Origin of the sequence: Streptomyces typhae (assembly GCF_009755605.1) — a bacterium.
In the GTDB taxonomy this organism is placed as follows: domain Bacteria; phylum Actinomycetota; class Actinomycetes; order Streptomycetales; family Streptomycetaceae; genus Streptomyces; species Streptomyces typhae.
Genome location: NZ_WPNZ01000019.1, coordinates 1 through 19,740, shown reverse-complemented (window position 1 = coordinate 19,740; position 19,740 = coordinate 1). Strand labels below are relative to the sequence as shown.

Here is a 19,740-nt window from a genome sequence, read left to right as displayed (position 1 = left end):
CATGGGCAGCACGGGAGCGAAGCGGCCGGGAGGGCGGACAGCCGTCGTCGTCGGCGCGGGGATCGGCGGTCTCACCGCGGCCGTCGCGCTGCGGCAGGTGGGCTTCGACGTGGAGGTGTTCGAGCGGGCCCCGGAGCTCCGGGCGGCCGGGTTCGGCCTGTCCGTGATGAGCAACGCGACGGCCGCGCTCGCCACCGTCGACATCGACCTCGGCCTGGAGAAGCGCGGCCGGGTGATGGAGACGTACCACGTCAAGGACCACAAGGGCAGGCTGATCCGGGAGTTCCCGTTCCCCGAGATCACCCGGCGCATCGGGGTGCCGTGCGTGTGCATCAGCCGCGCCGACCTGCTGGCCGCGCTCCTCGACGCGGCGGCGGACATCCCCGTCACCCTGAACGCGGCCGCGGAGCGGTTCGAGGTCGTCGGCGACCGGGCGCGCGTCCACTTCACGGACGGCCGGCGGGCCGAGGCCGATCTCCTGGTCGGCGCCGACGGCTTCAACTCGGCGATCCGGCGCCAGCTCACCGGGCCCGGCGAGACCGTCCGCGACAGCGGGTACATCGCGTGGCTCGGCATCACCGAGTACAGCCATCCGCGGTTCGCCCCCGGCTCGGTGGTGCACCTGTGGGGCGACGGGATGCGGTTCGGCCTGGTCGACATCGGCCGGGGGCGCCTGTACTGGTGGGGCACCAAGAACATGCCGTACGCGGAGTCGAGCACCTGGAGCGGTGGCAAGGCCGGGGTGCTCGACGCCTACTCCGGCTGGCCGGACGAGGTGCGCGAGGCGATCCGGGTGACGCCGCCCGCCGATCTGCTGACGCTCAACACCCGGGACCGCCCGTTCCTGCGGCCCTGGGGCACCGGCCCCGTCACCCTGCTCGGGGACGCCGCCCACCCGATGCTCACCAGCCTCGGCCAGGGCTCCGCCATGGCGATGGAGGACGCCGCCGTCCTCGCCCGGCACGTGCAGCACGCCCCGGACGTGGCCGGTGGTCTGCGCTCCTACGAGGCGGCGCGGTACGACCGTACGCGGATGATCGTCGAAGCCACCCGGTCGATCAGCGAGTTCGAGCAGTCGCAGGGTCCGCTGCGCCGCAGGTTCCGCGACGCGTACTTCCGGCTGATGCCGCACCGGACGCTGGTGGGCAAGCTCGAACCGGCGCTGACGTTTCCCGGCGCGGGCGCTGTTCCCGGCGCGGGCGCTGTTCCCGGCGCGGGCGCTGTTCCCGGCGCAGGCTCACCGGGGGCCGGTCCTCTCCCCGGCGCGGGCGGAAGGGCGGGCCGATGAGCGGGCGTACCGTGCGCGGGCGGCTCCCTGCGGGCGGAGCGGTGCTCGTCACCGGCGCCTCCTCCGGCCTCGGCCGGGAGTGCGCCCTGGACCTGGAGAACCGCGGCTTCCAGGTCCTCGCGGGGGTGCGACGGGACGAGGACGGCGAGAAGCTCCTCGCCGAGTCGCTGCACGGCAGGCTGCACTACACGGTCGTCGACATCACCGACGACGCGTCGGTGCGGGCCGCGGCGGAGTTCGCGGAGCGCGCGTACGGCGCCCTCCGCGGCCTGGTCAACAACGCCGGGATCTGTGTCCCGGGACCGCTGGAGTGCGTGGACAGCGAGCAGTTCCGCCGCCAGCTCGACGTCAACGTGGTCGGCCACCTCGGGGTGGTCCGCGCGCATCTGCCGCTGCTCCGCCGGTCGCGGGGGCGGATCGTCAACGTCACCTCCGGCCTCGGCAAGGCGGCGGTCCCCTACCTCGGGGCCTACTCCACGGCGCAGTTCGCCAAGGAGGCGCTGAGCGACGCGCTCCGCCGCGAACTGGGGCCGAGCGGCGTGCGCGTGTCGGTCGTGGCGCCGGGCGCCATCCTCACGCCGATCTGGTCCAAGGTGTCCGCGGCGGGCGAGCAGGTGCTGCGGGACGCGCCCGCCGGGGTGGCCGAGCGCTACCGGGCCTCCTTCCTCGCGTTCATGGAGGGCAATGGGCAGCAGGCCCTCGCGAGCAGGACGTCGCCCGAGGACTTCGCCCGCGCGGTCGCCCGCGCCCTGACCGACACCCGGCCCCGCGCCCGGTACTGGGTCGGCGCGGACGCACGGCGGATGGGCCGCCTCGCGCGGCTGCTCCCCGACGCGCTCCTCGACCGGCGCTTCGGCGGGATCACCGCTTCCGTGGGAGCGGCGGGCTCCGGTGCGGCGGGCGCCGCCGTGCCCGCCACCGGTGCGTCCCCCGCCGGGGGTGAGTGATGGTCTCGGAGCGGGAGTTCAAGGACTTCATGGCCGGTGTCTGCACCCCGGTCGCCGTCGTCACGACGATGGAGCGCGGCGTGCCCCACGGCACCACGGTCGGCTCGCTCACCTCGCTGTCGCTGCGCCCGCCCATGGTGACCATCGCCCTCGACCGCGGATCGAAGCTGCTGCCCCGGATCCGGCGCACCGGGCGGTTCGGGGTGAACCTCCTCGGGGCCGGACAGGCGGGCGTGGCCGCCGTCTTCGCCTCTCCGGCCGCCGACCGGTTCGGCGAGGTCGACTGGTACGCGGACACCGGCCTGCCGCGCCTGCGGGCCGCGCCGGGCTGGCTCGTGTGCCACCCCCAGCGGTTCGTCGCGGGCGGGGACCACCTGCTGATCCTCAGCCTGGTGGGGCACGTCTCCGGCCCCGGGACCGCCGCACCGCTCGTCCACGGCCACCGGACGTTCGGCACGCACTCCGCCTTCACCGCGAAGAAGCCCCTGTCCATCACCGATCAGATCGCGGCGTTCGCCCGCTGAGAGGAAGCCCCATGACCGTCACCCAGGCCGGCCCCGTACCGACGTCCCCCGAGCCGTCCGACCCCGCGTCCCCCACCTCGTCCGACGTGCTGTCCGCCGCCCGCGACCTGGTGCCGCTGCTCGCGCGGGGCGCCGAACAGGGCGAGCGCGACCGCAGGCTGCCCGAGGAATCCGTCAAGGCCCTCGCGGACGCGGGCCTGTTCAAGCTCGCCGTGCCCCAGCGGTACGGCGGTCACGAGGCGCCCCTGCGCACCCTCGTCGATGTCGCCGACGTCCTCGCCGAGGGCGACGGCAGCAGTTCGTGGGTGGTCGCGGTGAGCAACTCGGTGGCCTGGATCGTCAGTCTGTTCCCGGAACAGGCGCAGGACGAGGTGTTCGGGGCCGACCCGGAGGCGAAGGTGTCCGGGGTGCTCACGCCGAGCGCCACCGCCCGGCGGGTCGAGGGCGGCTTCCGGGTCTCGGGCCGGTGGCACTACGCGTCGGGTGCCTGGCACGCCGACTGGGCCGTGATCGGCTTCCCGGTCCCCGACGCCACCGGGGAGATCGTCGACCAGGGCATCGCGCTGATCCCCGCCGCCGACTACACGGTGGAGGAGAGCTGGTTCGTGGCGGGCCTGCGCGCCACCGGCAGCAACACCGTCGTGGCCGAGGACGTCTTCGTACCGGAGCACCGCCTCCTGTCGGTGCCGAAGGCGCTGGCCGGCGACTACCCGGTCCAGCGGTCCGGCACGCCCCTCGCCCGCGCGGCCTTCACGCAGTTCCTCACCGGCGCTCCGCTGGTGGCCCCGCAACTCGGCCTCGGGCGCGCGGCCCTCGAACTGGTCAGGAGCAAGGCCGCCGACAAGGCCGTCACCTTCACCTTCTTCGAGAAGCAGCGCGACTCGACGGCCTTCCAGCTCCAGATCGCCGAGGCCACGCTCAAGATCGACACGGCGCGGCTGCACGTCCACCACGCCGTCGACGCCATCGACACGGCGGCCCGCGGCACCGCCCTGGACGCCCTCGGCAGGACCCGGGCGCGCGCGGGCCTCAGCCACGCGGCCGGGCAGGTCACCGAGGCGATCGACCTCCTGCTCACCGCGCACGGCGCGGGCAGCTTCGCCGACTCCGCCCCGTTGCAGCGGATCTGGCGGGACGCGGGCATCGCCGCCCGGCACGCCATCCTCCAGCCCGCGGTGATCAAAGAGCTGTACGGCAAGGCGCTGCTCGGCGTCGAGGAGCAGATCTCTCCGCTGGTGTGACGCCCGGGAGCGGAACTGCGCAGCGGAGCACTTCAGGAGCTCGCCACCGGTAGGACGCTCGGTCCACAGACGGGAGACGGTCATGGCCGCGTACACGTACGACACCCAGCGGGCGAACTGGCAGCAGTTCGCCGACACGAAGATCTACATCGGTGACCTCGCCGACGACGGGGTCCCGAAGTCGATGGGCGCCGGATTCGCCGTGCTGCACCCCGGCGACGTCATGGAGTGGGTGCCCAGCTACGACGAGTTCATCGTCGTCCTGTCCGGCAGGTTCGCCGTGGACTTCGAGGGCGGTTCGGTGACCGCGGGCCCGCACGAGCTGGTGTGGGTGGAGGAGGGCGACCCGGTCGCGTTCCGGGCCGACGGCGAACAGGTCCTGCTCGCCTTCGGCACCAACCCGCCCTGGCAGACCACCGAGGCGACCCGGGCGAGCGCGGCCATGTTCCGGCCGCTGCCCGGATCGCCCGTCGACTGACCCGTGGGAGCACCCATGACCTCGACACCCCCGTCCGGACGAGTGGTGCGGCGGGCCCTGAGCCCGCTGGAGCGCTGGTACTGGATAGCCGACCAGATCTCACCGTTGAACGTCATCGGGCGGGTCCGCGTGCACGGCCCGCTCTCCGCGACGGCGCTGCGCGCGGCGCTGACCGAACTCCAGGGCCGCCACCCGCTGCTGCGGGTGGCGATCGAGGACGACGCGGCCGGGCGGGATCCGCGGTTCGTGCCGGTACCCGACCGGCCCGTGCCGCTCGACCACCGCGTCCGCCGTGCGGCGGCGGACGCGGAGCACGACTGGGCGCACGTCATCGACGCGGAGCTGGTGAACGGCCCGATCGACTGGCGCGCCGGGCCGCTCGCCACGGCCACCGTGCTCTCGGGCCCGGGGCCCGACGGCGACGTGCACGACCTGATCCTGAGCCTGCTGCACGTCGTCGCGGACGGGACCACACTGGTCTCGCTGCTCCGGCAGTGGGTCGAACTCGCCGCGGGCGAGGCGGTCGCGGCGCGTGCCGTGCTGCCCGCGGCCGAGGAACTCTTCCCGGCGGGGCACGCCGGTGCGGCGGGCGACGTACCGGCGAAGGCGAAGGCCGAACGGGACGAGAGCGACCTGCTGCGGCTGCGGCCGCACCGTGTCGAGGCCGACCTGGCCGTGCCCTTCGAGCAGCGCCGCACCCGGTTCCTGCACCGGTCCCTGGACGCCCCCGCGCTCGACCGTCTCGCCAGGGCCTGCCGGGCGCACGGGGTCACGATCCACGGTGTGCTCGCCGCCGCGATGGTGCGCGCGGTCGCCACGGACGCCGGGGCCCCCGACGCGACGTGGTTCTCGATCGGCTCCCCCGTCGACTTCCGCGACGACCTCGACCCGCCGGTGGCACCGGACGACGTGGGCAGCTATGTGGCGACCCTGCCCTCCCTCGTGGAGCACGAGGCCGCCCGGCCGCTGTGGTCGACGGCCCGGGAGATCAGCGCCGACCTCAGGGAGCGCAAGGACCGGGGCGAGCAGTTCTCCATGATCCGTCTGCTCGGCGCCGCCGGGCCCGTGGCCCTGGCCGACAGCATGCCCTTCGTGCGGCACCTGGACGAGAAGGGGCCGATCAACTTCTGCGTCTCCAACATCGGCCGGTTCCCGTTCCCGGACACGATCGGGCCGTGGCGGCTCACGGGCGCGCAGTTCGTCGCCTCGCTGTCGGTGGTGGGCGCGTTCGTCGCCACCGTCAACTCCAGCCACCACCAGCTCGTCTGGAACTTCACGTACGCCGAGGGGATCGTCTCCGACGAGCGCGCGGCGCGCCTCGCCGACCTGTGCGTGGAGACCGTCCTCGCCCTCCTGGCACCCGACCCCGTGGAAGAGCAGGTGAGCAGTCGATGACGGCGCCGGTCTTCACCTCCGCGTGCGAGCTGCGTGATCTCGTACGGACCAAGGAACTGTCCGCCGTCGAGGTCACCGAGTCGGTCCTCGCGCACCTGGAAGCGGTGAACCCGCTCCTGAACGCGGTGGTCGCCGTGCGCGCGGAGGCCGCGCTCGCGGACGCGCGCGCCGCGGACGCGACACCGCCGGACGAACACGGTCCGCTGCACGGGGTGCCGTTCACCATCAAGGACGTCAACGAGTCGGCGGACCTGCCGGTCGCCTACGGCTCGCTCCCCTTCACCGGATACCGGCCGGGCTTCGACAGCGAGGTCGTGGCCCGGCTGAGGCGGGCGGGCGGCATCCTCATCGGCAGCACCAACATGCCGGAGTTCGGAGTGCGGATCACGACGGACAACCGGGCCTTCCCCGCCACCCGCAACCCGTGGAACACCGCGCACGGCCCGGCCGGCTCCAGTGGCGGCGCGGCCGCCGCCGTGGCCGCGGGCATCGGGCCGCTCGCCCTGGCCGCCGACGGGATGGGCTCGGGCCGCGCGCCCGCGTCCGCCTGCGGGGTCGTGGGGCTCAAGCCCACCCGCGGGCGCACCCCGTGGGCACCGGCGTCCCAGGAGCAGTGGGCGGGGTACGTCATCAACGGCCCCATGGCCCGCACCGTCGACGACGCCGCCCTGATGCTGGACGTGCTCGCGGGCCCGGTCGCCGGCGAGCCCTACGGCCTGCCGGAGCCCCCGGGTTCGTTCCTGGCCGTCTGCGACCGGCCGCCGGAGCGCCTGCGGGTGGCGTTCACCGCCGCGCCGCCGCACGGCACCGTCGATCCGGCGGTGCGGGAGCTGTTCGAGCAGGCGGTGGCAGTCTTCGAGGCCATGGGGGCCGAGGTGACCGAGGCCGCGCCCGACCTCGGCGGGCTCCTGGACCCCCTCCTGACGGTCATCGCGGCGAACGTGGCCGCCATGGTCCGGGGCGTGCCGCCGCAGCACCTGTCCGACCTGGAGTCGACGACCCTCGACATCGCCCTGTACGGGGAGCGGCTGGGGGCCGCCGACTACTGCGCGGCCCTCGCCGCCGCGCAGGGCCGCGCGGCGGAGGTGGTGCGCTTCTGGTCGCGGTACGACGTGCTGCTCACCCCCACGCTCACCGTGCTCCCCCCGCCGCTCGGGAAGGCCCCGGCGGGCTCGGGGTTCGAGGAGCGGTGGCGCGAGTACGCGGACTGGCTGGCGTTCACGTACCCGTTCAACATCACCGGGCAGCCCGCGGTGTCGCTGCCCGCCGGGTGGGCCGCGGGGAATCTGCCCGTCGGCGTCCAACTGGTGGGCGCTCCCGGGGCCGAGGACCGGCTGCTCCGCCTCGCCGCCGCCTTCGAACGGGCCCGGCCGTGGGCGGCGGCACGGCCCCGCCTTGGTGCGGCACCGGGGCGGGCCGGGTGAGTCACCGCGGTGTCCCGGGTGTGTCACCGGGGTGACCGGGGAGTCCGGGGTGCCCTTCCGCGATCTCGCGCAGCAAGGCGATGCGGGAGTTCACCCCGGCCTTCCGGAACAGCTTCTTCAGGTGGTAGTTGACGGTGTGCGGGGAGATGGCGAGGCGCCGGGCGATCTGCTTGTTGGTCAGCCCTTCGGCGACGAGGCGGACGAGTTCGTGCTCCTGGCCGTTGAGGTCCGGCGGCCCGGCCGGCTCCGGCGCGGGAGGGGCGGGCCGGGCCTCGGGCGGGCACGGCGGCCGGGCCGCGGCCACCTGGCGGCGCAGTGCCTGCCGCAGCGTCACCGGCACCGAGTCGGCGATGAGCCGCCACAGGAGTTCGTTGGGGAAGCTGATCCGGGTGCTGCCGACGGCGAGCGCTCCGGTGGTGGACGCCCGGTCCAGGACGAGGAGCAGCGCGGACGGCGGCATGTGCAGGATCGGCAGGAGGTCGTCGACCGTGCTCTCCCGGCCCAGCACTGCCGCCACCCGCAGCAGGTGGCGGCACTGGTCCGGATAGTCCTGGAGCATGTCCCGCAGCAGCGTCCGCAGCCGCTGCGGAATGCGCTCCTCGACCAGGTGCGCCTCGTGGGCGCCGACTTGGACGGTGTGTTCCTCGCGCATGCCCCACAGGAGTTCCACCAGGAGCTTCGGGTGGCCGCCCGCGCCGTTCAGGACCCGGGCGAGCGGAGCGGACGGGGGGACGCCGAGGACGTCCGCGGCCACCTGGTGCGCGGCGGCGGGGCGGAGCACGTCGAGCGTGATCCGTTCGGTGTGCCCGCTCGACCCCGCGACCAGCGCGTCGAGGCTCCGCGCCCCCGTCCCGCACCGGCGGGCGACCAGCCAGACCACGGCCCTGCTCCCGTACTGGGCGTGCCGCCGGGCGAGCAGCGTGTCGCTCGCCTCCTCCCCGAGGAAGTCGGCGTCGTCGAGCACGATCAGGCGGGGCCGGTCGGTCGCGTCGGCGACCGCGGGGGCGGCCGGGCCGAAGACCGGGCACCGGTGCCCCGTGACGAAGCCGAGCCGCTCCGCCGCGCTCACGCACTCGTCGAGGAATCTGCTCTTCCCGGACCCCGGAGGGCCCTCGACCGCGACCAGGGCGCAGCCGCCGCGGGCGCCGAACTCCAGGGCCGCGAGCGCCCGCGCCATCTCGTCCGCACGGCCGCGCAGCGGCAGCCGGAGCGGGGGCGGTGGGGCGTCCGCGGGCGGGCCGGGGGCGGGGGCGGACGGTGGAGACGCGGAGGAGGACGGTGCCTGCACGGATGAAGGGGGTGCCGGTACGGGCGAGGGGGGTGCCGTCGTGATGTCGCTCATGGTGATCGCCGTCATCGGACCGCGCCCTCCCCCGCGTGTTCCACCGGCTGCCGCACGGCCTTCACGGGCCGCTCGGCGCCGGGTGGGAACCGGCTCAGGAGCGGTCCGGTCATCAGCGTGGTGACGAGGGCCATCACGACCATGGCGGTGAACAGGCGGGTGTCCAGTGCGCCCATGCTCAGGCCCACATTGAGGACGACCAGTTCGGTGAGACCGCGCGTGTTGAGCAGGATGCCGAGGACCGTGGCCTCCCGGCCGCCCGTCCCGGTGAGCCGTGCCGCGCCCACCGCGCCGAGGAACTTGCCCGCGCAGGCCACCGTGACGATCGCGAGCACCATGACGAGCCCCTGCGCGCCGAGCGCGGTGAGGTCCACCGAGAGCCCGGTCACGGTGAAGAACACCGGCAGGAGCAGCAGACTGGTCTGGTCGATGCGTTCGGGCACCTCGGGCGCGGTCACGTCGATGTGGTGGCGGGGCACGACGGCGCCGAACAGGAACGCGCCGAACACCGCGTGCAGCCCGATCTCGTCGGTGACCCACGCCGCGGCGAGGAGACCGGAGCAGAGCACGACGTGGACGGTCATGCCGTTGCCCGCCCACCGGCGTTCCGGGGCGAGCAGCCAGGCGAGGGCCGGCCGCACCACCAGGAGCAGCACGAGGACGAAGAGCACCGCGCCACCGGCGGTGCGCGCGAACGACCAGGGTCCTGCCGCGGACACCATCGTGACGACCGCGGCGAGCACGCTCCAGGCGATGACGTCCTGGATGGCGGCGCTGACCAGGGCCACCGTGCCCACCCGGTGCTTCTGCAGGCCCCGTTCGGTGATGATCCGGGCGAGGACCGGGAAGGCGGTGATGGACATCGCCGCGCCGAGGAACAGCGCCGGGCCGAGCGTCCCGTCCGTCGTCAGCTGGGACTGGTCGAGCCAGGGGTACAGGAGCAGCGCGAGACCGGCCCCGAGGGCGAACGGCAGCGCCACCGAACTCAGCGACACCAGGCCGATGTGCCTGCCGACGCCGCGCACGTGCGCAAGGCTCAGCTGGTAGCCGACGCCGAACATGAAGAGGACCAGGCCCAGTTGGGCGAGGACTTCCAGGTAGGGGCGGGCCTCCGGGGGGAAGAGGACCTCGTGCGGGTCGCCGGGCAGCAGTCCGAGCAGGCTCGGCCCGAGTGCCACCCCGGCGACGATCTCGCCCATCACGGCGGGTTGTCTGACCCGCTTGGCCAAGCTGACGAAGAGGAGGGCGGTGAGCAGGACCAGAGCCAGGTCCACCAGGACCACTCCGGATACGCTGCCGCTCTCCCCCGCGCCGATGGCCGAGCCGTGCGTCGACACTCTTCTCCTCCTGCCTCTTCGGGACGGGGACGGCCGCAGCCGTCAGGACACGCGTGCGAGGTGAGGGCCAACGGGCCGTGAACCGGCGGTCACAGCTGCCGGGCCAGTGCCCTCCGGTCGGCCTTGCCGCTCGGGGTGAGCGGGAGGCCCGACGGCAGGGCGCGGAACGAGGACGGGATCATGTGGCCCGGAAGCCGCGCCGACAGGCCGCGGCGCACCGCGGCGGCCCCCACCTCGGCGCCGTGCGCCGGTACGCAGAACGCCACCAACTGCTTGCCGCCGCCCGGCCCTTCCCGTACGACCACGGCCGCGTCGGCGATCTCCGGCAGTGCCCGCAGGCTCGCCTCGACCTCGCCGATCTCCACACGATGGCCCCGGATCTTCACCTGGCCGTCGGCCCGGCCGAGGAACTGGATGGCACCGTCCGGCTGCACTGCGACCAGGTCGCCGGTGCGGTAGATCCGGCCGCCGCGGGCCACGCCCGGCACCGTCCGGAACCGTTCGGCGGTCGCCTCGGGCATGCCGAGGTAGCCCTGTGCGAGCACGGGGCCGCCGATCCACAGCTCCCCTGTCAGGCCCGGCCGTTGCGGTCGCAGGTCCTCGTCGAGGACGTAGGCCTCGGCGTGCGTGACGGGGTGGCCGATGCTGGGCCGGTCCGGCCAGGTCCGGGGGTCGCCGCCGAGTTCGAGCGACGTCACCACGTGGGTCTCCGACGGGCCGTACTGGTTGACCAGGACGGCGCCGTCCAGGTGCTGGAACAGGGCGCGCACCGCCGGGGACACCTGGAGCTGTTCGCCGGCCGTGACGACCTCGCGCAGGGACGTCGGCCAGACCCCGGCCGCGCGGGCGTGCTCCGACAGGGCCTGCAACGCGACGAACGGCAGGAACATCCGCCGTACCGAGGCGCGGTCGATGAGTTCGATCAGTGCCTGGCAGCTGCGGCGGGTCGCCTCGTCGGCCACCACCAGGGTGCCGCCGGACGCCCAGGTGCTGAACATCTCCTGGAAGGACACGTCGAAGCTGAGCGCGGAGAACTGAAGGGTGCGGTCGCCGGTGCCGCACGACGAGTGGCCGCACTGCCAGTCGACGAGGTTGGCCAGCGGGCCGTGGGGCATGGCCACGCCCTTCGGCACTCCGGTGGACCCGGAGGTGTAGATGACGTACGCGAGCGAGTCCCGCCCGACGGCGGGCGCCGCTGTGCGGGGCGCGTCCGCGACGCCCGGCAGCGCGTCCCCGACGGCCGCGAGGGCGTCCTCGAGGACGGTGGCGCGGGTGCCGTCCGGTACCGGGATCCGGTCGAGGACGGCCTTGTCGGTCAGCAGGATCCGGGCGCCGCTGTCGAGCAGCATGGCGGCGAGCCGTTCGTCCGGGTAGGCGGGGTCGAGGGGTACGTAGGCGCAGCCCGCCTTGAGCACGCCGAGGACGGCGACGGCGACGGCGAACCCGCGGTCGAAGAACACCCCGACCGGTTCGTCCGCGACGCCCGCCGCACGCAGCGCGCGGGCCAGCCTGTCCGAGTCGCGCCCCAGATCGTCGTAGGTCAGGTCCTTGTCGCCCCAGATCACGGCGGGCAGGTCGGGGTGGAGTGCGCGCCGGGCCTCGAAGAGTTCGTGGGCGAGCGGGGGACTCGCGTCGGATGTCGTCAGGTCGGTCATCGGGAGCTCCCAGGCCGGGGATCAGGTGCGGGACTGCGCCGGTTCGGTGACGACGGACTCGATCTTCGCCGCGAGCGGTTCGGCTCCCGCCGACTCCAGGTAGAGGTGGCCGCCGGGGAAGGTGCAGGTGGTGAGCGGCTGGACGCTGCTCCACTGCCACAGGTCGGTGTGCTCGTCGCCGAACGCGTCGTCCTGGCCGCGGCAGACGACGACGGGGCTCTCGGTCACCGTCCAGGACATGGTGCGGACGAAGGAGTCGCAGATGTCGAAGTCGGCCCGCAGCAGGTCGGCGGCGCGCGCGGCGATGTGCGGGTCGCGCAGCAGTCCGGCGTCGAGGGCGCCGAACCGCGCGGCGCGGTCGAGCACTTCCTCGTCGGACGGGGGAGCGGTGTCGTCGGCGAACAGCGGCGAGGCGAGCTGGGGCGCGAGGTTGGCCGAGGCGAAGAGCACCTGGCAGCGCGGTCCGCCGCGCCGTTCGAGCGCCGCCGCCACGCCGAGGCCGAGGTAGGCGCCCATGCTGTGGCCGAAGAGGGCCAGGTCCTCGTCGGGGCCGACCTCGCGGACCACCAGATCCGTGAGGTCGCGCACCGCGTCGTCGGCGGTGTGCAGGGTGGGTTCGCGCCAGCGGCGGCCGCGGCCGGGGAGTTCGGCCGCCACCGGCCTGATGTGGTCGGGCAGGAGCCGGATCAGCCGGCGGAACACGGCCGCCGAACCGCCGGCGTGGTGGAACAGGGCGAGCACGGCCATCGGGGGGGCCTTCCGGGATGCGGGGAGGGGCCCCGGAGCGGTGCGACCGGCGCCGGGAGGGACGCGGCCGGTCGCACGGCTCCGGGGCGGGGCTCGTGCGTGCGCTCGTGCGGGTGCGTGCAGGCGTACGTGTACGTGTGCGTACAGCCGTACGTGTACGTGTGCGTACAGCCGTACGTGTACGTGTACGTGTGCTTGTGGGCGTACGTGTACGTGTGCACGCGGACGTGCGTGGACGAGTGCGCCGCGACGGAAGGTCGCGGGACGTCAGCCGGCGACAGGCTGCGCGAAGTTCCACGGGGTGAACTGGTGGCCGCGCCGGTTCTGGTCGGTCAGCCGGTTGTGGCCGTACTCGTCGCGGCCCGAGACGAGCACCGCGCCGTAGTTGTCGAGCGGGATGGTGCCGCCGTACTCGGACACGTCCTGGCTGCCCGGGTAGACCTTGACCTGGGTCGGCACGTACCGCGTGGCGAACCCCATGCGGTAGTCCCTCTTGCTGCCCGTGTGCGGCAGCGAGCCGTGCATCAGGGTCGACCAGAAGATGACGCACTCGCCGGGCTGCATGACCAGGGAGAACGCCTTCGACTCGTCGGGGCGCCAGTCGGGGTCCTTCTGCAGCTCGCGGTAGTCGTAGCCGAAGAACCCGCGCTTGACGCTGCCCTTCTCCCGCTGGTTGATCGTCTCGGGGTTGTAGTCCATGCCGAGGGACTCGTCGTAGTTCATCACCCGGTGCGTGCCCGGCATGAGCTGGAGGCAGCCGTTCTCCTTGGTGGAGTGGGTGAACGCGGTCCAGGCGGTGATCGTGCCGCCGAAGGCCGGGGCGTCGTTCTCCGACGGCCACTGGATCTGGGGGCTGCCGCTGGAGTGGGCGAACGTCGCCGCCTGGTGCCAGTCCGTGCCCTCGTCGCCCTGGTACTTCGGGAAGAACTCGGTGCGCCAGCAGAGCAGGTCCGGGCCGAGGATGGACGAGACCCGTTCGACGATGGCCCGTTGCATGATGTGCTCGCTGAGCAGATCGATGTCGAGGTGCCGGTCGTAGTTGGAGAGATTGGTGACCGCGCCGAGCGAGTCCTCCGGATAGATGGCCCGGGACCGGTCGGGAATGGCCCGGCGTATCTCGTTCCAGCGCTTCTCCATTTCCTCCGGTTCATAGATCTTGACCGGCCCTATGAATCCCTGCTCCTCGAACCTGGCGAGTTCGTCGGGGGTCAGTCGGAAGTCGGACGTCTGGTCACCCACGGCTACTCCAGCTGCTGGTCGGAATCGTCTTGACGAACGGTTCACGCGGCGGTCTTCGCGGCGGTCAACCGCGTGTGGAGTTCGGCGACGGCCTCGCCGATCGACTGCTCGAACAGGGTCTTGACGTCGAGCTCTTGACCGTACTGCTGCTGAACACGCGCGTTGATGTTCATGGCGAGAAGGGAGTGACCGCCCAGGTCGAGAAAGTTGTCGGTCAAGGAGACTTCCGGGATCTCTAGGTACTCGCACAACCAGTCGACGACCAGCTTCTGTATTTCCTGCTGGTCGCCCGGGACAGAAACGGGCATTGCCGCCTTGCTCCTCTCGTAGGGTTCTCGCGCACGCCTCCCGCGGGAATGCACAGGGGGGACCGGCCGGAGGCTCGCTGAAAACTTGCTACAGGTTTGCACGGACATGCATTGCGTCTTGGGCCGCTTTAACTGTATGAGCGGTCGGCGCGATCCGGGTAATGCCCGTTCCTTGGGGGGTATGCGCTCAGCACATGTGTACGAGTATCGTCGCGGCATGGAGCTGCGCACGCTGCGGTATTTCGTGGCGGTCGCCGAGGAACTTCACTTCGGCCGGGCCGCGTCCCGGCTGCACATGAGCCAGCCGCCGCTGAGCCGGGCCGTCAAGCAGCTGGAGACGGAGCTCGGCGCCGTCCTCCTCGACCGGACCTCGGCCGGTGTCGCGCTCACCGCGGCGGGCACGGTGCTGCTCGACGAGGCGCGGGCCCTGCTCGACCGGGCCGAGCGCGCGCGGGAGCGCGTGGCCGGCGCGGCAGGCGCCTCGACCGTCACCGTCGGGTTCCTCGGGGACGCCACCGACCCGGCCGCGATCCGGCTGGCCGACGCCTACCGCCGGCGGCACCCGCACGTCGAGGTCCGCGTCCGTGAGACCGACCTGAGCGATCCCACCTGCGGGCTGCACGCCGGTGCGGTCGACATCGCCCTGACGCGCGGTCCTTTCGACACGACCGGCCTGACCGTCCGCACGCTGCGCGCCGACCCGGTGGGAGCGCTGCTGCGCGCCGACGATCCCCTGGCCGCCCGCGACAGCCTGCGCAAGGACGAGCTGGCGGCACGCCGCTGGTTCCGCTTCCCCGAGGGCACCGACTCCGCCTGGCAGTCGTACTGGCACGGCGGGGAGCCCCGTTCGGGGCCCGTGGTGCGCGCCGTCGTGGAGTGCCGGCAGGCGGTCCTGTGGAACGGCACGGTCGGCGTGACGACCCTGGACCACGCACCCGTCCCCGGGCTCGCCGTGGTGCCGCTGACCGACATGCCGCCGAGCCGGGTGGTGGTGGCGTGGCACGCGGGCGACGGCGATCCCCTGATCCGCTCGTTCGTCGAGATCGCCGTCGCCGCGTACGGGGCGGCCCCGGGCGGATCATGACCGCCCGGCGTCGGGGGGCGAGCGCCGGGCGGCCCACCAATCGCGGGGAGGGGCGGCGATTGGCCGCCCTCACCGTAGACCCGTACGACCTCATCTGCCCCCGTCAGGAACCACCTGATTTTGGTTCATGGACTGACATTTGCTCGGGCCACACAGTGCTCACGCGGCGGATCGCTCCCGCGCGCCCGCCGGATCGGCCGCCCGGCGCAGCGCCGGACGGCACAGCCGTGCCACCGGGAGCGAGCAGACGAGGAAGACCAGGGCGAGGACGCTCCAGCCCGTGCCGCCCGCGCCGGTGACCAGGGTGGTGATGAACGCGGGGCCGACGGCGACGACCGCTCCTTCCGTGCTGGCGGCGACGGCCTGGTACTGACCCTGGGCCCCGGGCGCCATGAGGGTGAGGGACAGGCCCCAGCGGGCGGCGACGTAGTACAGCTCGCCCACCACGTGCAGGCCCAGGCCGCCCAGGACGAGCAGGCAGGCCACCAGCGGGCTCGCGGGCCAAGCCGCCGCGGCGAAGACCAGGCAGCAGCCCGCGAGGGCGAGGCCCGCCCGCCGCGACGAGCGCACCGCGCCCACGAGGCGCTGCCCGCTGCGGGTGACCCGGATCTGGAACAGGGCGATCAGCAGGGAGCTGACGAGCACCGCGAGGGGTGCGATCCACACGGGGGCGGCGGTGTCGTCCTTCAGCCACAGCGGCAGCCCGCTGGAGAGCAGCGCCCAGCACAGGGCGAGCAGGGCGGTGCTGCTCATGATGGCGACGAACGGCAGATTGCGGAGCGCCACCGTCCCGGCGGGGCGGCGCGCGGCGGGCACGGGCGGGACGTGCGGCAGCCGCATGAGGACGGCCGCCGCCGCCACGAACGTCAGGCTGTTGACGACGACGGCACCGTGGTAAGGGGCGGCGTCCGAGCGGGAGAGCACCCAGGCCGCCGCCCCCGCGCCGGCCGCGTACAGCAGATGCTGCACCACACGGGCGCGGGCGAGGACGGGCATGCACGCGCCCGCCGGCATCAGCAGGTACACGAACGCGACCTTGGTGCCCTTGGCCGCGGTCTCCATCGAGGTGAACAGGGCCGCCGCCACGAGCAGCGGCCAGAAGCTGTGCAGCACCAGGAAGGTGAGGGAGAAGACCGCGCGCAGGACCGTGACGGCGAGCAGCACCTCGCGGGCGCCGAGGCGGTCGGTGAGGGTGCCGATGGGCAGCGCGACCAGCAGGCCGATGCCGCCGCCGATGCCCATGGCGAGCCCCATGGAGGCCGCTGGTACTCCCTGAATCACCGTCAGATAGACCGCCCACATGCTGAACCAGAGGCCGTCCCCGAACGCGGTCACCCCTTCGCTGAGCAGGAGACGGCGGACGGTCGGACGGTCACCGGTGTCACCACCGGCGTGCTCGCCCGTGTCACCACCGGCGTGCTCGCCCGTGTCCTCGCGAGCGGGTTCTCGGCTCAATGCAGGCGCCCTTTCTTCCTCATGTTTCCGCGTGCGCGCACGGCGATACGGCCGACACCGCGATGTACGTCATGCCCCGAGGGGAACGAGGCCATTTTCGCGCCTTCCCGGCCGCATTGTTTCGGCCGCGGGAAGTCGCCATCGCGTGCGGGCCACAAAGAACGGAGCGCGAGTACCCCTGGCCTCCAGCGGTAAACGGGATTACTTTCCGTACCCCTTGGACGATCTAAAGCTACCAGTCGGTAACACTCTGACCAGCAGATTCTACGGAATTACGGATTCCGAAATCACCGCCCGCATACGCCGGGTGAAAATTCGGGACAGCTTGACAGGAGCGCGTTAAAGCCCGCTATCGTGGCGACGCAGCACAGAATTGCCACGAAATGATCAGGCACTCGACAGTCGGTCGGCCCGCCTGACAATCCCCCCACCCCCGGTTGCGCGCCGAGCCGCGCGCAGCCCTGCCTTTTCACCGGAGCAGAAATGGCACACTCTCCGATCAGCATTCTCTCCCAGGTCGATTTCAACGGTGAGCCGCTCACCGACGAGTTGCTCATGAAGACGTTCCACCAGCTCATGGACGAGCACGGCTACGTCCTGATGTGCAACGTCCCCGAGGAGTTCGACCCGGTGCGCTTCTGCCGCCGGCTCGGCAGGTTCGTGCCCAACTACACCGGCGCCGTCGTCGGCGACGTGCGCCCCGAACCCGGCATGGACGACGTCTACCACGCGGGCAACACCCGACCGCTGACCCCGCATTCGGAAGGGTACGACTTCGCCGTCGTCCCGCCGCGCTACATCGCCCTGTGGTGTGTCACCCCCGCCGAGGGCCCCGGCGGCGAGACGACGCTCGCCGACACCAGGCCCTGGGTCCAGTCCCTGGCCCCCGCCGAGCGCGAGCGCATGACGACGGACGCCTACGACTGGAAGACCACCGAGGGCGTGCAGCGGCTCGGCCTCGACCTCAAGACCCGCCACCCCCTCCTGGAGGAGCACGAGGGCGGGCTGATCGTGCGCTTCAGCTGCAACAACCTGATCCGCGACGACGACGACCCGGCCGTGGAACTGCAAAAGCGGTGGCACGCGGCCTTCGACCGCGAGCACGTGGCCATCGACTACACCGAGCGGGACATGCTCGTGTGGGACAACTGGCGTCTGCTGCACGCGCGCAACGCCTTCAGCGACCGCAGCCGCCATCTGCGCCGCATCCAGATCGCCGCCTGAGCCGCGGCCCCACCGGCTGCCCTCCCTCGCACGTCCTCCTCCCGCAGCCCTCTCCCGGGGCTTGTCCCCTACTCCGGCTGCCCCTCCCCGGGGGCCTGCCTTCCCCCCCAGCCGTCTCCCTCCCCAAGGAGAATCCGTGTACCGCACCATGCTGCACAGCAAGATCCACCGGGCCACCGTGACCCAGGCGGACCTGCACTACGTCGGTTCCCTGACGCTCGACCGCGACCTCATGGACGCCGCCGACCTGCTGCCGGGCGAGAAACTGGACGTCGTCGACATCAACAACGGCAACCGGCTGAGCACCTACGTCATCGAGGGCGAGCGCGGCAGCGGTGTCGTCGGCATCAATGGCGCGGCGGCCCGGCTCATATCGCCCGGAGACCTGGTCATCCTCATCGCCTACAAGACCGTCCCCGAGGAGACGGCCCAGCGGCTCCAGCCGCACATCGTCTTCGTCGACGAGAACAACCGCCCGCTGGACATCGGCGCCGACCCGGCCCATGTGCCCGACACTCCGGCCGCGTCCCCGCTCCTGCGCGGCGACACCCTCGCCCAGGAGGCCGTCTGATGACGACCACCTACTCCCGGCCTGCCGCCGCACCCCGGGCGGGCGACGCCGACCCGCTCCGCGTCCTCGTCCACTACTACGACGAGCTCTCCCGCACCCTCGACGCCACCGGCCGGCGCAGCCGGACCGACGCCTTCAGTCCCGGCTGGCAACTGCCGCCCCTGACCCCCGCGTTGGAGGACTTCTTCGCCCCGGGCACGATCAGCGCCCAGGCCCTCGGAACACACCGCGACACCCGGCTGACTCTGCTGAACCTGATGCACAACCCTGCGACCCGGACCACCAAGACACTGGCCTCCCTCATGATCGTGGCCCGAGCGGCCGCCCACATCCGGCGCACCGGCGAATCCGTCATGATCATCACCCCGTCGAGCGCCAACAAGGCCACCGCGCTGCGCGACGCGGTGCGCCGGGCCCACGAGAGCGGCCTCGCCGACTCCGAAGAGCTGCGCATCGTGTGCGTCCTGCCCACCTCCTCCAGCCACAAGGTGTGGCGCTCGTCCCTGACCGACGACCCGGCCCTCAGCGCCAGGAACCCGCTCGCCGTGCGCGACAGCGCGGGCTCCCACGAGGTGAAGGAGCTCGCCCGCGCGGTCGCCGACCAGGAGGCCGACGCGGTGTTCGCCCGGCACGGGTTACGTCTGTGGCACACCCTGGACCTCGACAACTACGTCGTCGCGGACACCGCGAGGGCCCTGTTCGAACGCGACCGCCTGCCCGCGGTGCCGCGAGTCCACGCCCACGCCGTGTCCAGCGCGTTCGGCCTCCTCGGCCACTTCTACGGCCAGCAGCAGCACACCGGGCGCGCATGGCCCGACACCGGCGCCCAGTACTTCCTCGTCCAGCACCTGGACACGGCCGACATGGTGGCCAGTTACTACCACGGCGCATTCGACCACCGGCCCGCGTGGCAGCACGGCGACGGGGTCTACACCCAGCACGCGGACCCGCACTTCCCGCAGCGGACCTACGCCCCCGACGAGCGGCTCGACCCCACCTTCTACACCCGCACCCCCGCGACGTCCCCGCGCATGAACGAGATCATCCGCAAGCAGGGCGGCGGCGGCATCGTCGTGTCCCTCGCCGAGTGCCTCGACCGGTACCCGCACATCCGGCGGCTCCTGGAGCCCGCGGGCGTCGACCTGCCCGCCGACCCGCGGCAGCTGCGCGAATGGTCCCTGGTGATGGCCTTGACCGGTGTCCTCAACGCCGTCGACCGCGACCTGCTGGACCTGCCGGAGGTACTCGTGCACGGCTCCGGCTCCTACCACGCCGACCACTACCGGCCGCCGGAGAGCCACCAGCTGCACCCGGTCGCCGGCTACGACGGCCTGCGCGACCTCGTCCACGCCGCGGCGAGCAGCTGAGGACCCGTCATGACCACGCAGCACGACGCCGCGCGCCCCACGGCCGCGGCCCCGCCGACCGGTGCCGCCGCGCGGCCCGGCGGCGGGGCCGCCCCGGTGCCCCCGTTCGGGCCC

Annotated in this window: 18 protein-coding genes; 11 read left to right on the top strand and 7 right to left on the bottom strand. The window is 72.8% G+C overall.

Annotation, left to right across the window (positions count from 1 at the left end):
- Position 1: 1 nt before the first annotated feature.
- The 7 genes from GPA10_RS29165 (at position 2) to GPA10_RS29135 (ending at position 7,297) form a co-directional block, all read left to right on the top strand.
- Complete coding sequence (locus GPA10_RS29165) at positions 2–1,288, top strand: FAD-dependent monooxygenase (RefSeq protein ID WP_157168113.1); 1,287 nt, start codon at positions 2–4, stop codon at positions 1,286–1,288.
- Positions 1,285–2,235, top strand: a complete 951-nt coding sequence (locus GPA10_RS29160) for an SDR family NAD(P)-dependent oxidoreductase (protein ID WP_157168112.1) — start codon at positions 1,285–1,287, stop codon at positions 2,233–2,235. Before GPA10_RS29165 ends, GPA10_RS29160 begins: the two co-directional genes overlap by 4 nt.
- Positions 2,235–2,759 (top strand): flavin reductase family protein, encoded by a 525-nt coding sequence (locus GPA10_RS29155; protein ID WP_058848995.1) that lies wholly within the window; start codon positions 2,235–2,237, stop codon positions 2,757–2,759. The genes GPA10_RS29160 and GPA10_RS29155 overlap by 1 nt, the downstream gene beginning before the upstream one ends.
- A gap of 11 nt (positions 2,760–2,770) precedes the next feature.
- Positions 2,771–4,000, top strand: coding sequence for an acyl-CoA dehydrogenase family protein (locus GPA10_RS29150; RefSeq protein ID WP_157168111.1), 1,230 nt, complete (start codon positions 2,771–2,773; stop codon positions 3,998–4,000).
- Between the two features lie 82 nt (positions 4,001–4,082).
- Positions 4,083–4,478 carry a hypothetical protein gene (locus tag GPA10_RS29145; RefSeq protein WP_058848993.1) on the top strand — a complete coding sequence of 132 codons (396 nt, stop codon included), beginning with the start codon at positions 4,083–4,085 and terminating at the stop codon, positions 4,476–4,478.
- Between the two features lie 15 nt (positions 4,479–4,493).
- Positions 4,494–5,873 (top strand): phthiocerol/phthiodiolone dimycocerosyl transferase family protein, encoded by a 1,380-nt coding sequence (locus GPA10_RS29140; RefSeq protein ID WP_157168110.1) that lies wholly within the window; start codon positions 4,494–4,496, stop codon positions 5,871–5,873.
- Positions 5,870–7,297, top strand: a complete 1,428-nt coding sequence (locus tag GPA10_RS29135) for an amidase (protein ID WP_157168109.1) — start codon at positions 5,870–5,872, stop codon at positions 7,295–7,297. The genes GPA10_RS29140 and GPA10_RS29135 overlap by 4 nt, the downstream gene beginning before the upstream one ends.
- A gap of 1 nt (position 7,298) precedes the next feature.
- Here the strand turns inward: GPA10_RS29135 and GPA10_RS29130 are convergent, their stop codons facing one another.
- The 6 genes from GPA10_RS29130 to GPA10_RS29105 all read right to left on the bottom strand — a co-directional run bounded on the left by GPA10_RS29130 (position 7,299) and on the right by GPA10_RS29105 (position 13,925).
- Positions 7,299–8,654, bottom strand: coding sequence for a helix-turn-helix transcriptional regulator (locus GPA10_RS29130; RefSeq protein WP_157168108.1), 1,356 nt, complete (start codon positions 8,652–8,654; stop codon positions 7,299–7,301).
- A complete protein-coding gene (locus GPA10_RS29125; protein ID WP_058848990.1) occupies positions 8,651–9,976 on the bottom strand; it encodes a cation:proton antiporter in 1,326 nt (441 codons plus the stop codon). Before GPA10_RS29125 ends, GPA10_RS29130 begins: the two co-directional genes overlap by 4 nt.
- An 89-nt stretch (positions 9,977–10,065) precedes the next feature.
- The gene (locus GPA10_RS29120) at positions 10,066–11,631 is read right to left on the bottom strand and encodes an amino acid adenylation domain-containing protein (RefSeq protein WP_157168107.1); all 1,566 of its coding nucleotides are present in this window, start codon (positions 11,629–11,631) and stop codon (positions 10,066–10,068) included.
- A gap of 21 nt (positions 11,632–11,652) precedes the next feature.
- Positions 11,653–12,378 carry a thioesterase II family protein gene (locus GPA10_RS29115; RefSeq protein ID WP_157168106.1) on the bottom strand — a complete coding sequence of 242 codons (726 nt, stop codon included), beginning with the start codon at positions 12,376–12,378 and terminating at the stop codon, positions 11,653–11,655.
- A gap of 267 nt (positions 12,379–12,645) precedes the next feature.
- Positions 12,646–13,617, bottom strand: coding sequence for a chlorinating enzyme (locus GPA10_RS29110; protein ID WP_058848987.1), 972 nt, complete (start codon positions 13,615–13,617; stop codon positions 12,646–12,648).
- Between the two features lie 41 nt (positions 13,618–13,658).
- On the bottom strand, positions 13,659–13,925 hold the full coding sequence (locus GPA10_RS29105) for a phosphopantetheine-binding protein (RefSeq protein WP_058848986.1): 267 nt from the start codon (positions 13,923–13,925) through the stop codon (positions 13,659–13,661).
- 217 nt (positions 13,926–14,142) lie between these two features.
- Between GPA10_RS29105 and GPA10_RS29100 the strand changes: the two genes are divergently transcribed.
- On the top strand, positions 14,143–15,009 hold the full coding sequence (locus tag GPA10_RS29100) for a LysR family transcriptional regulator (RefSeq protein ID WP_157168105.1): 867 nt from the start codon (positions 14,143–14,145) through the stop codon (positions 15,007–15,009).
- Between the two features lie 159 nt (positions 15,010–15,168).
- On the opposite strand, the gene GPA10_RS29095 is transcribed toward GPA10_RS29100, so the two are convergent.
- Positions 15,169–16,464: an MFS transporter gene (locus GPA10_RS29095; RefSeq protein ID WP_157168104.1), complete on the bottom strand. Its 1,296-nt coding sequence runs from the start codon at positions 16,462–16,464 to the stop codon at positions 15,169–15,171.
- A 483-nt stretch (positions 16,465–16,947) separates the two neighbouring features.
- Between GPA10_RS29095 and GPA10_RS29090 the strand changes: the two genes are divergently transcribed.
- The 3 genes from GPA10_RS29090 (at position 16,948) to GPA10_RS29080 (ending at position 19,626) form a co-directional block, all read left to right on the top strand.
- Entirely contained in the window at positions 16,948–17,688 is a 741-nt protein-coding gene (locus GPA10_RS29090) for a TauD/TfdA family dioxygenase (protein ID WP_157168103.1), read from the top strand.
- Positions 17,689–17,824: 136 nt separating this feature from the next.
- Positions 17,825–18,259 (top strand): aspartate 1-decarboxylase, encoded by a 435-nt coding sequence (gene panD, locus GPA10_RS29085; RefSeq protein WP_058848982.1) that lies wholly within the window; start codon positions 17,825–17,827, stop codon positions 18,257–18,259.
- Positions 18,259–19,626, top strand: a complete 1,368-nt coding sequence (locus GPA10_RS29080) for a DUF6002 family protein (protein WP_157168102.1) — start codon at positions 18,259–18,261, stop codon at positions 19,624–19,626. Before panD ends, GPA10_RS29080 begins: the two co-directional genes overlap by 1 nt.
- The last annotated feature ends 114 nt before the right edge of the window (positions 19,627–19,740 follow it).